Annotated in this window: 12 protein-coding genes; 7 read left to right on the forward strand and 5 right to left on the reverse strand. The window is 60.8% G+C overall.

Annotated features, from left to right (window positions below):
• The first annotated feature begins 427 nt into the window (after nt 1-427).
• A complete protein-coding gene (locus LB516_RS05140; protein WP_140726323.1) occupies nt 428-739 on the forward strand; it encodes a transcriptional regulator in 312 nt (103 codons plus the stop codon).
• A gap of 241 nt (nt 740-980) precedes the next feature.
• On the opposite strand, the gene LB516_RS05145 is transcribed toward LB516_RS05140, so the two are convergent.
• From LB516_RS05145 to LB516_RS05160, 4 genes are all read right to left on the reverse strand, one after another.
• Nucleotides 981-1433, reverse strand: coding sequence for a hypothetical protein (locus tag LB516_RS05145; RefSeq protein ID WP_140664686.1), 453 nt, complete (start codon nt 1431-1433; stop codon nt 981-983).
• A gap of 185 nt (nt 1434-1618) precedes the next feature.
• Nucleotides 1619-2485, reverse strand: coding sequence for a 23S rRNA (adenine(2030)-N(6))-methyltransferase RlmJ (locus LB516_RS05150; protein ID WP_224719059.1), 867 nt, complete (start codon nt 2483-2485; stop codon nt 1619-1621).
• Complete coding sequence (locus LB516_RS05155) at nt 2482-3093, reverse strand: hypothetical protein (protein ID WP_140726331.1); 612 nt, start codon at nt 3091-3093, stop codon at nt 2482-2484. Before LB516_RS05155 ends, LB516_RS05150 begins: the two co-directional genes overlap by 4 nt.
• 19 nt (nt 3094-3112) lie before the next feature.
• Nucleotides 3113-3790: a TetR/AcrR family transcriptional regulator gene (locus LB516_RS05160; RefSeq protein ID WP_140717913.1), complete on the reverse strand. Its 678-nt coding sequence runs from the start codon at nt 3788-3790 to the stop codon at nt 3113-3115.
• An 86-nt stretch (nt 3791-3876) separates the two neighbouring features.
• Here LB516_RS05160 and LB516_RS05165 point away from each other — a divergent pair, with 86 nt between their 5' ends.
• From LB516_RS05165 to galE, 3 genes are all read left to right on the forward strand, one after another.
• Nucleotides 3877-4347 (forward strand): carboxymuconolactone decarboxylase family protein, encoded by a 471-nt coding sequence (locus LB516_RS05165; protein WP_140717915.1) that lies wholly within the window; start codon nt 3877-3879, stop codon nt 4345-4347.
• 1138 nt (nt 4348-5485) lie between these two features.
• Nucleotides 5486-6532, forward strand: coding sequence for a UDP-glucuronic acid decarboxylase family protein (locus LB516_RS05170; RefSeq protein WP_140664676.1), 1047 nt, complete (start codon nt 5486-5488; stop codon nt 6530-6532).
• Nucleotides 6529-7560: a UDP-glucose 4-epimerase GalE gene (gene galE / locus LB516_RS05175; protein WP_224622138.1), complete on the forward strand. Its 1032-nt coding sequence runs from the start codon at nt 6529-6531 to the stop codon at nt 7558-7560. Before LB516_RS05170 ends, galE begins: the two co-directional genes overlap by 4 nt.
• 871 nt (nt 7561-8431) lie before the next feature.
• On the opposite strand, the gene LB516_RS05180 is transcribed toward galE, so the two are convergent.
• Nucleotides 8432-9058 (reverse strand): DUF995 domain-containing protein, encoded by a 627-nt coding sequence (locus LB516_RS05180; protein WP_167331129.1) that lies wholly within the window; start codon nt 9056-9058, stop codon nt 8432-8434.
• A gap of 192 nt (nt 9059-9250) precedes the next feature.
• Between LB516_RS05180 and LB516_RS05185 the strand changes: the two genes are divergently transcribed.
• From LB516_RS05185 to LB516_RS05195, 3 genes are all read left to right on the forward strand, one after another.
• Nucleotides 9251-10876, forward strand: coding sequence for an ArnT family glycosyltransferase (locus LB516_RS05185; RefSeq protein WP_224719060.1), 1626 nt, complete (start codon nt 9251-9253; stop codon nt 10874-10876).
• 181 nt (nt 10877-11057) lie between these two features.
• Nucleotides 11058-11984 carry a lysylphosphatidylglycerol synthase domain-containing protein gene (locus LB516_RS05190; RefSeq protein WP_041163480.1) on the forward strand — a complete coding sequence of 309 codons (927 nt, stop codon included), beginning with the start codon at nt 11058-11060 and terminating at the stop codon, nt 11982-11984.
• 44 nt (nt 11985-12028) lie between these two features.
• Nucleotides 12029-13030 (forward strand): glycosyltransferase family 2 protein, encoded by a 1002-nt coding sequence (locus LB516_RS05195; protein WP_210241783.1) that lies wholly within the window; start codon nt 12029-12031, stop codon nt 13028-13030.
• The last annotated feature ends 18 nt before the right edge of the window (nt 13031-13048 follow it).

The raw sequence follows: 13048 nt of genomic DNA on the forward strand, positions 1-13048 counted from the left end.
GTTGCGATCCACACACAGTCACACTCATCACCGCAAAAATCCGCTGCTGATCTTCTGACGTCGCCAGCAAATCGATACCGGCGTTCCCGATGCGATCTCGCCATCAAGATCCGAAGATTAGCGAGCGGCTTCACGCGTGATCCTTGGCCGTGAACATCATAACCCACCGCGTCATCGAAGCGATCATCTTTTGCAGGCGCGCGGTTCGCGCAGATCACGAGCGCGATACGACGATCCATCTGAAGATCACCTTGTCAAGCATGGCTTGAGCACCGGCTTTCGGATTGACAGAATACTCTGTAGAACAGAGTATTCTGTATGAGATGCGATTGCGCCGTCGGTTTCGGCCATACAGAAGCAAATGGCACCGCAAAATCGCCAAGCCATATGGCGACAACCCAAGGCTTTGCCGCATTGGAGCCTGTTGATGAGCGCCGATGACATTATCCACCAGAGTACACGGCTCAGGATCATGGCCGTCCTGAACACGCTGGAAAGGCGCGAGACCCTGGAGTTCGTCCAGTTGAAAGCCATGATCGAAGTCACCGACGGCAATCTCGGAGCACATCTCGATACGCTGGCCAGAGCTGGCTATGTCGATATTGAAAAGCTTTTCGTCGGACGCCGGCCGCAGACACGGATCAGGGTCACGACGGCCGGGCGGCGGGCCTTTCGCGGTCACATTGCCTTTCTTCGCAAGATCATCGATCAGGCAGAGGCAACGCGTCGCAGAAAATAGCAAAGCGACGAGCCTTGGTTCACCGCCTCACGATACGGCGAGCCGCCGGTCGACAGTTCGACGGCGGCGGAATTGCCGCGTGTTTCGACAAGGAGCGCGTTGTCATCACGGCTGATAGCCGAGACAGATGGCGCCGAGCGCGACGACGGCGCAGGCGCCGACCCGCCGGGGCGTCAGCGTCTCGCCTGCGCCCCCTTCAGGCCGCAGGCGCGAAAAAGATCGGAAGGAGAACGAGGTGCGTTCAGCGCAGGACGCGGCAACGGCCGTTATAGACCATCCAGCGATCGAAGCCCGAGACGCAGAACTCGACATTGTCGCCGATGGAGGCAAAGCCCTGGCCTTCCTCGATCAGATAGAAGATCGACCGGTCCCGGCCATCCGACAGGCTGACGGTTGCCCGGCAATAGTGACGACCGATCGGCCATTCCTCGCTCGCCTGCTGATAACGGTGCTGGCGAATGTCGCGAAAATCGGTGATACCGACGTCGGGCAGATGGGGCACGTGATGCACCTGGTAGGAGAACCGATGCGTGATCTTGCTCAGCACCCATGTCTCGCCACAGATGCTGCCATCGTCCTCAGTATAGACGCCGAGGTCGGCCGCCTGGACCGCCCGGGTGACACCGAGAGGCGCGGCAAGGGGCGTGCAGAGCGAAATCAGGGCAGCAAGTGCGGATTTGGCGAAGCGAGTCATGGCAGCCTCTCAAGGTCGATTGCGCGCACTGTGCGGATTCGCTCGGCGGCGGTCAAGCGGTTGCCGAAACAATGGTTTCCAGAAACCGGCGCCGGGCAGTTGCTGTAAGCAGCAACCCGCGGGTAACGGCTAAGTTCCCCAAGGACTGATCGTGCGGTCGTAAGGAACGCGGCGATCGAAACTGGCTATCCCGGCGGCGGGACCTGCTCGCCGGCCAGCCATTCCAGCGACCAGTGGGCCGGCTTGCCCACGGCGAGCAATTTGTGCAGTGCCGGCAGCATGGTTCGCAGTTCGCCTTCCAGCGTGAAGGGCGGATTGACCACCACCATGCCGGTGCCATCGAGGCTGGGATCGGAAGAGGCTGGCCTGATCTCGAATTCTATGTCGAGGATTTTCGAGATGCCGGATTGCTTCAGCGCTTTCCTGAAGGCGATCACCGCCTTGCGGTCCTTGATCGGATACCACAGCGCGTAGATGCCACTGGGCCAGCGCCTGTGCGCCTTCACCAGCCCGTCGACGAGGCGGCCGAACTCACCCTCTTCCTCGAAGGGCGGATCGATGAGCACCAGGCCGCGCTTTTCCTTCGGCGGCAGGTGCGCTCCGAGGGCAAGCCAGCCGTCCAGTTCCATCACCTTTGTCTGAAAATCGCCGGCGAACTCGGTCTTCAGCCTGGCGGCGTCTTTCGGGTGCAGCTCGATCGCCGACAACCGGTCCTGCTTGCGCAGGAGATTGCGCGCGAGCAGCGGCGAGCCCGGATATTTCTTTACGCCGCCCTCCGGATTGAGCGAGCGCACCGCCGCCAGATAGGGCGCCAGCAGCGCCGCCGCCTTCGCATCGAACGCGGCATCTATCAGCCTGCCGATGCCGCCCTGCCACTCGCCTGTCTTGTGCGCTTCGAGTGACGACAGATCGTAGCGACCAATGCCGGCATGGGTGTCGATGACGCGAAACGCCTTGTCCTTCTGTTTCAGGTAGTCGAGCAGGCGCGTCAGCACGACATGCTTGACGACATCGGCAAAATTGCCGGCGTGGTAGGCGTGGCGATAGTTCATGTGGGACCCCTGCCCCAACGTGGCGGCGGCGGCTGCGAATTCGGATTTTCCGGTCGCCCGCCAGCAGAACGCAAGGACAGCAAGAAACCGATCAGGCCGACCGCCATCAGCGAGAAGCCTATCGGCCGCGCGCGGCCGTCGATTTCCCCGACACCGGAGCGCAAGACAAGGTCGACCGCTCGCATCGGTATGTCCTCGGCATCGCCCGGGCCGACCGTGAAGACGTAAGCGCCAGGGCTGACGGTGGCGATCAGGCCAGCCTCGTCGCGAAAGATCTTGTCGGGCAGTTGCGGGCTGGCCTGGCGCGGATTGTCCACATGGTTGAACTGCAGCGTCGAGGCAAGCACCGTGCGGCCATTGGTGGCCGCGGTCAGCGTCAACACAGTGCGCTGCTGCGAAACGATGCGTTCGGCCCTCGCGGTCAGGTCCACCAGCACCCGCACCGGCGCATCGCGATCCCTAAGCGATACGGTCAACGGCTTGAATCGGCCCTGCTCGTAGACCCGCCAGGTGCCGATTTCGCGGCCGGAAAAATTGGCCGTCGCCCAGGGATAGATGAGACCGATGCCGGTGCCGGCCAGCAGGATCAGGACGAAGAGAAAGCGCATTCAGGCGGTCACCTTGCAATCAAACCTTGCCGGACGGTCGGCTTATATCGGCGCCGTCGCGCAGGCGTTCCATTTCGTCCAGCAGCATGTCGAGGCCGAGTTCGAAGGTCTTGTCGAATTCGGCGGCGCCAAAAAAGCGCCCGGCCTCCACGACGTTTGGATAGTCCCTGGCCAGTTGCTCGTCGCTGACCGTGTTCACCGCGGACGGGCCTCTGGAATAGCCCGCGTTCTCGTCCAGCACCGCGCCCATCAGATAATAGCCCACGGCGCGGAAGAGCCGCGCACTGAGTTCCGCGTCGAAGCCGCCATCCTTGAACAAGCCGATAATGCCGTTCAACCAGGCAAGGCAAGTCGGCGAATTCATCCGGTAGGTAACAATGAAAGTGGAATAGGCGGGATGCTCGCGGCCGATGCGGCGGAAATCGTCGACGGCAACACGCATTCTTTGCCGCCAGGGAAGGCTGGTGTCAGGTACTTCAAGGGCGCCGATCAGCCGGTCGATCAGCGCCTCGTGCAGATGCGCCACCGAGGGGAAGTGATGATAGATGCTCATGGCCTCGCAGCCGAGCGCGGCGGCGAGCTTGCGCATCGAAAAGCCGGAAAGGCCCTCCCTCTCGATCACCTCGAAAGCCGCGTCCTCGATCATTTCGCGCGACAGACGCCCGCGCGCTCTCTGTTTCGTGATTGATTGATCCATAGTGCCGCTTGACAACTTACAGTGTAAGGTTCATTTTCGCCGTCACCTTACATCGTAAGGCTAACAAAGACCAGAGGAGAAAAATCTTGTCGTACCATCGCATCGTCAAATCCGTGCAGTCTTCGTCCCAGCATGTGTTCTTGTCCGCCGCCGCGGCCTGTATCCTGTCGCTTGGCTCCGCGCCTGCCCATGCCGACGACTATGATGCAACCCTCAAGGACATACAGTCGACCATGGGCGGCGTACCAAGCTTTGTAAAACAGTTTCCCAAAACCGGTCTGCCCGGTGCCTGGGCGGAGGTCAAGGCCATCGAGCTCAGCGACAAGACGGCGCTGCCGCCCAAGGTCAAGTCATTGATCTCCTTGGCCGTGGCGGCGCAGATTCCTTGCACCTACTGCATCTGGTCGGACACGCAGGACGCCAAGCGCGCCGGCGCCACGAACGAGGAGATCGAGGAAGCCGTGGCGATGGCGGCGCTGACGCGCCACTGGAGCACTATATTCAACGGCATGCAGGTCGATTTCGACACATTCAAGAAGGAAATGGGCGGGCAGTAAGCCCGCCGGCAAGAAGGAAATGGGGGCAGTAAGCCCGCCGGCAAGAAGGAAATGGGGGCAGTAACATAGCCAAGCTGGAGCACGGCGCCGCGTCAGGAGCGGTCTGCCACACGACAACAGGCGTCCCTGTTTTGTGGTTGCCTGAACGAGATGGCCCGCTGAGAAACGGACCATCTCGACCATTTTTGCGGCCCGCGCCAGTGCGGCGGTCAACCTGGATGCGTGGTCGCGCCATGGACAGCAGCTAGCCTATGCCCTCAAATGCCATTGCCGAGATGGCCGGCATTCCACTATGACTTCGATGCGCCTGCAGGCGAGAAGGGGATGTCGACTCATACCTTGGCGGATGAGGGACCTCGAATGCACAGAGGACACGGGCGGCCCGACAGAGAGAAATCGGCGTTAAAAATCATTCCTGCGGGCCGATTCTGCCTTCTGATTTTGACTCTTGGTCTGCTCTGCGCCGCTGCCAGTTGCGACGTGGATTCCGTCCGCAGAGAGATACTGGCAAAGTATTCACGGCCAAGCGTTTATGTCTGCAGTCCCAGCGGATTTGGGCAGCAATCTCATTGCAACCTGAAGATTTGACGCCTTCTGAATCGCTCTTCATTTCAGACAGTGCCCAGGGGCTACCCACCCCAATGATCTCACAAGGACACTCCGCCCTGTTCCTCGACATCAGGCTTTTGATGGCACCCGAGAAGAGATCGCGGCAGCCTGTGAAATTTGCTTGGATCGAGCCAATATGCTGATTCAAAATGAAGAACCCCGGCCGTAGCCATCCGCGCCCGCGCCGGGAACGCGTCGGCCATGATTAACCAATGGCAAACACAATTGGTTAAGGAATCTCTAATTTAGTTGACTTGAATTTCCACAGGTATATTTTCAGGGCGTTGGGATGTGCAATTTGGGCGAGCAATCGGCGATGATGGCATGGGGCGCGTGATCGCGATCTTGGGGCGCATGGACTGCTGAACGGCAGATACAAGCCGGGCGGCAGCGGCCTCGTAACTCAGCTAGTGACAAGCGCACATCAGTGATGGCGATCCGCGGATGCGGAGATTGCCGCGTTTAAGGACGTGGCCGGGCAGTGCTTTGCCCTGCCCGGCGGTAGCGTGTGCGGTGCGTGGAGGAAAGCATGAGTAAGGTCATCAAGGTTCTGAAACTTGGTTCCAGAAACGATCAAAGGGGCAACGGCAACGACCATAACCGAGGCCGTGCGCTGGTCGCTGGAGGCGCGGGCTTCCTGGGATCGCATTTGTGCGAACGACTTTTGCAGGACGGATACGACGTCGTCGCACTGGACAATTTCCATACCGGCAAAAGATACAATCTCAATACGCTGCTGCGCGATCCGAGATTCAGCTGCATGGAGCACGACATCGTCGATGCATTGCCTTTGGACCTTCGGTTCGACGAGATCTACAATTTAGCCTGCCCTGCTTCTCCGCCACATTATCAGGCAGATCCGATCCATACCTTCAAGACCAGTGTGCTTGGCGCGCTGAACCTGTTGGAACTCGCGCGTCGGAACAATGCCAAGATATTCCAGGCCTCGACTTCCGAGGTCTACGGCGATCCGTTCGTGCACCCGCAGCCCGAAAGCTATTTCGGCAATGTGAACACGCACGGACCGCGCTCCTGCTATGATGAAGGCAAGCGTTCGGCCGAAACCCTTTTTTTCGACTATTCGAGGACGTATGGCCTCGATATTCGCGTAGCCCGTATCTTCAACACCTACGGTCGCCGCATGCAACCCGATGACGGGCGCGTCGTCTCGAACTTCATCGTCCAGGCGTTGCGTGGCGAAGACCTGACCGTCTATGGCAGCGGTCTGCAGACCCGCTCCTTCTGCTACGCCGACGACCTGATCGAGGGTTTCATGCGGCTGATGAATGCGCCGAGTGCGCCTGCCCATCCGGTCAACCTCGGCAATCCCGGCGAATTCACCATCATGGAACTCGCGACACTGGTTGTCAGCTATACCAACTCCAGATCGAAAATCGTGCATCGGCCATTGCCGATCGACGATCCCAAACAACGCAAGCCGGATATTTCCTTCGCCAGAAGCAATCTCGGTTGGGAGCCGAAGATCAGCCTGGCCCAAGGGCTCGCGCATACCGTCGACTATTTCGACGCCCTGCTCTACGGGAGCCGGATTACCAAAGGGGCCGCGGCTTCATGAGCCAGCCGGCAGTCCTGGTGACAGGGGGAGCCGGCTTTATCGGCAGCCATACGTGCAAGCTGCTTGCCGCGGCCGGTTATCTGCCGGTGGCATTCGACAACATGTCCCGCGGCAATCGGAAATCCGTCGCCTGGGGTCCGCTTGTCGTCGGCGATATCCGCGACCGGGATGCATTGCGGGCCGCGATCGAAGCCTATCGGCCCGCATCCATCATCCATTTCGCGGCGCTCGCTTATGTTGGAGAGTCCGTCAATCAGCCGGCCGAATACTATTCCACCAATGTCACGGGCACCATCGCCGTACTCGACGCCGCACGCGCGCATTCGATCGAGAACATCATCTTCTCCAGCAGCTGCGCCACCTACGGCGTTCCGGAAGCACTGCCTATTCGTGAGACCTCTTCGCAAAATCCGATCAGCCCGTACGGGCGCACCAAGCTGATAGGCGAACAGATCATCAGCGACTATGCCAACGCATACGGAATGAAGTTCGCCATCCTGCGCTACTTCAATGCCTGCGGGGCCGATCCCGACGGGGAGCTCGGCGAGTGGCATTCGCCGGAAACGCATCTGGTTCCCAGGGTGCTGATGGCGGCGTCAGGCATCATCGACGAGATCGAGGTCTTCGGCACGGATTATGAGACATCGGACGGGACTTGCGTGCGCGACTATATCCACGTCAGCGATCTGGCCCGCGCCCATTTGAAAGCTCTTCAACATTTGGAGGGCGGGGGACAAAGCCTGGCGGTCAACCTCGGCACCGGGCGAGGCGTGTCCATCAAGGAGATTGTCCAGGCGGTCAGCCGGATGACTTCAAGACCGGTTCCGGCCGTCTTCAGGGCCCGGCGCCCGGGAGATCCGGCCGAACTCTATGCCGATCCGAGCAAGGCGCGCGCGCACCTTGGCTTTGTGCCGCAGCTTTCCGACATCGACACGATCGTCAGGACCGCCGCCCCATTCTTCGGGCTGCGGACGAAACCGGTGATACTGCCACCAAGCGACGGCGCGGTAGCGGTCGCTGCTCGATAGATCAGAGATAGCGCGGGTGGCAGCTTGCGCGTTGGCCAAATCCGCTGGGGCTGCAGATGTAAGGCGAGCCTCCTAACAACGCACCTTCATCTACAGGACTGAAAGCGACCTTCACGGGTCCCGTTGTGCGGATCGCGATCGGCGGTGGCGGAGCAAAAGCGTAAGTTCTTTCAGTGGTGCGGATAGTCCTTGTCATCAGCATCTCAGGCTCGATCCTGAGCGAACGCACCATGTATCCAGCCTGGACCGGTCGGACTGAAGGCTTGCTCCGGAGCGGATGCGCGACCGGTGCAATAAGGACGGAACCGGTTCTGGTCGTATCCATCCCCTGACATCCTGCAACCAGAGAGGTCATCGCCACCACAACAATAGAGAGAGCTTTCTTGCTTAGGCGAGAAGCGCCCATTGCGGAATTGTTCCCCATGTGTCCCTTGCCTTTGAGTATAAGCTGGGGCGCGTTGCGACACCTGCGCCGCTTCACGCCGTTTCAGTGACCACTCGCACATCACACACAAATATTAGACATCACTAATTATTAAATTTCATGAAAACCATATGGTGTTGGATCCATCGTCTCGTCGTTCTGTCAGAGAAAAGTGATTGCGCCAATCGGCGGTCGGTGCGCCGACAATTCCAGCCGGACTGCTCAGCGTTTTATAAGCGATTCGCAAGCTTCTTCACAGGCCTGGCAAAAGCGGCCTGCCTGAATCCGCCCCTCCGGACACGCCGTCACCGATGTGGTATCGGGAGGGGCCAACGGAGCCAGGAACGGCGCCTGCCGCGGCGAGTAGGATTCGCCCGACCTGCTGTAAGCTTCTGATTTCGTGCATGTCGTTGTCCCGGAACCGAGGACACTTCCGAGCCATATGCATCAGTTCTTGGAGTCGATCAACTTGCGGGCCTCTTCGAACCGCGCGGCCTTGGTATCACCAGATTCGAATTTTCGGTATTCGTCGGAAGGACCTTCGGGAGTTCGTTTGAAACTGTACCATTCTCCGTCCGGATCCTTGCGTTGCTCGATCGTTCCATCCTTGATTCGGTGGCTGTAGCAGGTGCGGCGCTGTTTGCCCTTGTAGCTGTTGGACCGCCAAGCGACATCCATGCACATCTTGCCGTCTTTGGTCACCAGCCACCTGCCCTCTGCGACAGACGCTGAATCCTGCCCCGACGTCCAGGCCTCAAGGCGCCGATTGCCCTTCGCGAAATAGGCCGCTCCATTTTCCCATATCCATGTGCGATCGGCATACAGAAGCTGCAGCTCATAGGCAGTTGGAACAGTGGCGGCAATTGGAGCAATAGCGCTATCCGCTTTTGCAGGTGCGCTGTCCTTGGCGGCAGCCGCGTGGGACGTTCCCGGGAGGGCCACCTGGCCGCAGAGGGCCAGGACAAACAGGAGCAGCGTGAAACGTGCGGACCGACGACGTTCCCTGCGCCGCAGACGATCTACGCCATGCGGCGGCGACCTGGTCGGAGCTATCGGTACAATCAGCGTTGGCATGTCTGTGCGGCCCAGGGCAGCGCTATCGGCGCGACAGCCTTTGCGAATTATTTAACAGCCGCGGGAGCTGCGATGTCAACTTTCGCGGCGCCCGCTGTCGCCAAAATTAAGGATTGCGTCGTATACTCCCTCGCCTTTGACAATCGCGCGCAAAAGCAACATCCGCAGACGTCAGAGAGGACGCGGTTCCAAATGGGCGACGATCCGGAATTGAATCAGGCCGAGGTTCAGCAATACCTGCAGCAGCCGATCGCTCGGGACCCGGCTGCTCGCAATTACCTGAACCTCGACACGGCGGTCTTGCTGGGGATCCTGTTCATCGCGGTCGTGTTCAGGTTCCACAACATAACCTTGCCGCTGGTCGACGCTTTCAGCTGGCGCGAGACAAGCACGGCAATGATGGCCGACAATTTTCAACAGCGCAGCTGGAACATCTTCTTCCCGGAGGTGAGTTGGACCGGACCCGGCCCGAGTTATCAGGGCCGCGAGTTCCAGATCGTCAGCTATCTGACCGCCCTGCTCTACCAACTCTTCGGCTGGCACGACTGGTTTGGCCGCGTGGTTGCGGCCTTCTTCGGTCTGGTGACCGTGTTTTCGCTGCACAGGTTGACGGCGCTATGCTGGGGCCAAACGCATGCCCATGCGGCGGCGCTCGCCTACGCGCTGATGCCGGCGGCGATCATGATCGACAGCTCGTTCCTGCCCGATCCGTCGATGCTGGCACTGGTAACAACAGGCGTCTGGCTGTTCGCCAAATACTGGGCTGGCGGCAGCCGATGGCTTTTGCCGCTCGCCGCCGTCAGCTTCACGCTCGGTGCGCTGGCAAAGCCGCCGGGCGTGGCGGCGGGCGCCGTCATCTTCTACCTGATGGTGCGCTGGATTCTGCAGAAGAAACGACGGCAGGCGGCCGAGGTCTTCCTGTGGGGATTTTTGAGCCTGGCCATCATCGGCGCCTATTTCAGCTGGGCCATCTATCTCGGCCGCAGCTATCCACCCTATCACGTCGCGGGCAGCGGCTACATCTGGAACTCCGGATTGTGGACGTTCGTCAATGATGGCTTCTACTTCAAATCCGTGTGGAACACCTCTGTCTGGTGGTTCTACGGCTATCCGTTCATGGCGCTGATCGCGGTCGGTTTCTGGATACCGCCCGGACCCGCCGAAGACCCGACGCAGCGCACCCTTTCGGCCATTCCCTATATTTGGCTGGGTGCGGCCATGATCGTCTACCTGGCGGCGGCGCGCGAAATCACCAGCAACCCCTGGAATTACCACATTTTCCATGTGCCGTTCGCGATGTTCTGCGGCCGCGGCGCGCTTCTTCTGGCAACGTTTGCATCGGGAACCGTTCTGTCGCCGGTCGTGCTGCGTTCGATCTGTATCGTTGTCGTGACCCTCGTGTGGTCGACCTTTCCTCTCGTGAAAACAATGAAGGCGCCGGTCGCGATGAACGGCAAGCTGCTTGGCGAGGAGTTGGCGCGGTTGGCGCAACCGGGCGACCTCGTCGTGGCCATCGCGCCGGAGGTCGGCGATCCCGTCGCCGTCTACTACAGCAGGGCACGCGGCTGGGTGTTCCCGCCTGGCGGAGGCGATGTCGAATGGTCGAAATTCGTCGCGGACGACGCCACCGCGATCGCCCAGCTCGAGGAGTTGCGCGGTCAAGGCGCGGATCTGTTCGGCACGGCCAAGAACGCTGCCGACAATCAGGACCAGTTGTTCATAGAGCATCATGACGGCGTCGTCGACTATCTGGACAAGACCGCAACCAAGCTTGTGGATTCGGATGCTTTGCTGGTCTATAGGATCACCCGTCCATGAGAGCTGCGACAGCTGTGGGCCTTGACAGGATATGGCCCGACGGCTCAGCGGCCACGCATCCGCCCCGCGGAAGGCCGGCAAGGCGGTGGGCCAGGCGAACCGCCCCAGGATGACGCCTTGGACGTTCAGTCGCCACGATGCCGCCGCTGGAACTCGGCGGTGAAAACCGGCGGAGAATTGGTTGAAAAGAGCAATCTCGATAATGGTGACGCTGGCCCTGCTGGCTTGGCTGGCAAGCGACTCGCGCTGGCGGATGGTCGGCGATGCATTCGACCGCATCACGCCAGCTACGTTCGCGGTGGCGACGATCGCCTTTTTCGTCACCTATGTCTTGCGTGCGCTACGCGTCTGCGACGAGTTCCGCGACGAGGTGAATGGCCGTTTCGGAGCCTGCCTGCGCGTCATTCTGATCCACAATGCGATGATCAACGTCGTACCCTTCCGGGGCGGCGAGACGGCCTTTCCCTTGCTCCTGCGCCAGGTCTTCGGCGTGCCGATCATGCGCGCCAGCGCCTCGCTGCTGTGGTTCAGGCTGCAGGACGCTTTCGTCGTCGGCGTGCTGGCGCTGGCGGTGTGGCCGGGCCTGCATGCGGCGATAAGGATCGCTGGGATCGCCGCCTTGATCGCTGCCGCCTGGTACCTGCCGCGCTGGGCGCGCGCGCCGCATGACTGGGCCGGGCGCGGCAGGATCGTGGCGAAGCTCGGCCTGCTGCGCGACACCTTCACCGAGGCGACCGGGCGCTCGCGTTACGGCTGGTGGTGGACGATCGCCAACTGGTCGCTGAAGCTCGCCGTGCAGGGATGGCTGCTGGCCCTGATACTGGGAACATCCTTCACGACGGCCTTTCCAGGCGTCGTCGGGGCCGAAGGCGCCGCAATATTGCCGGTGCAAGGCGTCGCCGGCTTCGGCACTTATGAAGCGGGAGCGGCGGCGGCGCTGCTCACATCCGGAATTGCGATGAAGAGCGGTCTGCAGGCGGCACTGGCGCTGCACCTGTTCATCTTCTGCTCGGCTATCGCCACCGGCGCGATAGCCTGGCTGTTTCCCTCGAAATCGACGCTGCCAGGGACTCCGGCCGTCGGACCTGCAAGGAAGCCATCCCAATGAACATATTGCCCATCCCTGCTTCGGGGCTGCCTGATGGCGCGGTGATGCCGGACCATACGCTGTCCATCGTCGTGCCCATGTACAACGAGGCCGAAAACGTCGAGCCGCTGCTGACGCGGATTCACCAGGCGATGGAGCGCTACGAGCAGCCGTGGGAGGTCGTGCTGGTCGATGACGGCAGCACCGACGCGACGGTGAGCGAGATCAGGCGCCTGGCTGCGCATTATGGCCCGCATGTGCATGCGGTCGAACTCGTGCGCAATTACAAGCAGACCGCCGCGATGCAGGCCGGCATCGACGCGGCGCGCGGCGATGTCATCGCCACGATCGACGGCGACCTGCAAAATGATCCCTTCGACATCCCGCGCATGGTCTACCGCCTGCTGAGCGAGGATCTCGACTTGGTGGTCGGCTGGCGCAAGGACCGTCAGGAGGGGCTTTTGATGCGCAGGCTCCCTTCGCGTATCGCCAATGCGCTGATTGCACGCGTCACCGGCGTGCGCCTCAAGGACTATGGCTGCAGCCTCAAGGTCTATCGCGGCAGCGTCATCCGCAGCGTCAAGCTGTATGGCGAGATGCACCGCTTCATCCCGGCATGGCTGGCTACCGTGACGACCCCCAGACGCATCGCGCAGGAGGTCGTGACGCATCATGCCCGCATCCACGGCCAGTCCAAATACGGCATTTCGCGCACCTTCAGGGTCGTGCTCGATCTGGTGTTCATGTATTTCTTCATGCGCTATCGCACACGGCCCGGACATTTCTTCGGTGGCATCGGCATCGCGCTTGGCGCGCTGGGTTCGCTGATACTTGCCTATCTGCTTTGCCTGAAGCTGTTTTTCGCGCAAGACATCGGAACACGGCCGATGCTGTTCACTGGCTTCTTTCTGCTGATCGCCGGAGTGCAGATGGTGACGTCGGGCGTGCTGGCGGAAATGCTGGCCCGCGTCTATCACGAGGCAAACGGATCATCGGCCTATGTCGCGCGGCCACGGCCGGCGCCCGGCGACGATGACGGCTGGCTCCGCCCGAGCCGGCCTTCATGAGGAGATCGGAACGCCAGG

The sequence above is a fragment of the Mesorhizobium sp. CO1-1-7 genome, from assembly GCF_020164885.1.
Lineage (GTDB): Bacteria > Pseudomonadota > Alphaproteobacteria > Rhizobiales > Rhizobiaceae > Mesorhizobium > Mesorhizobium australicum.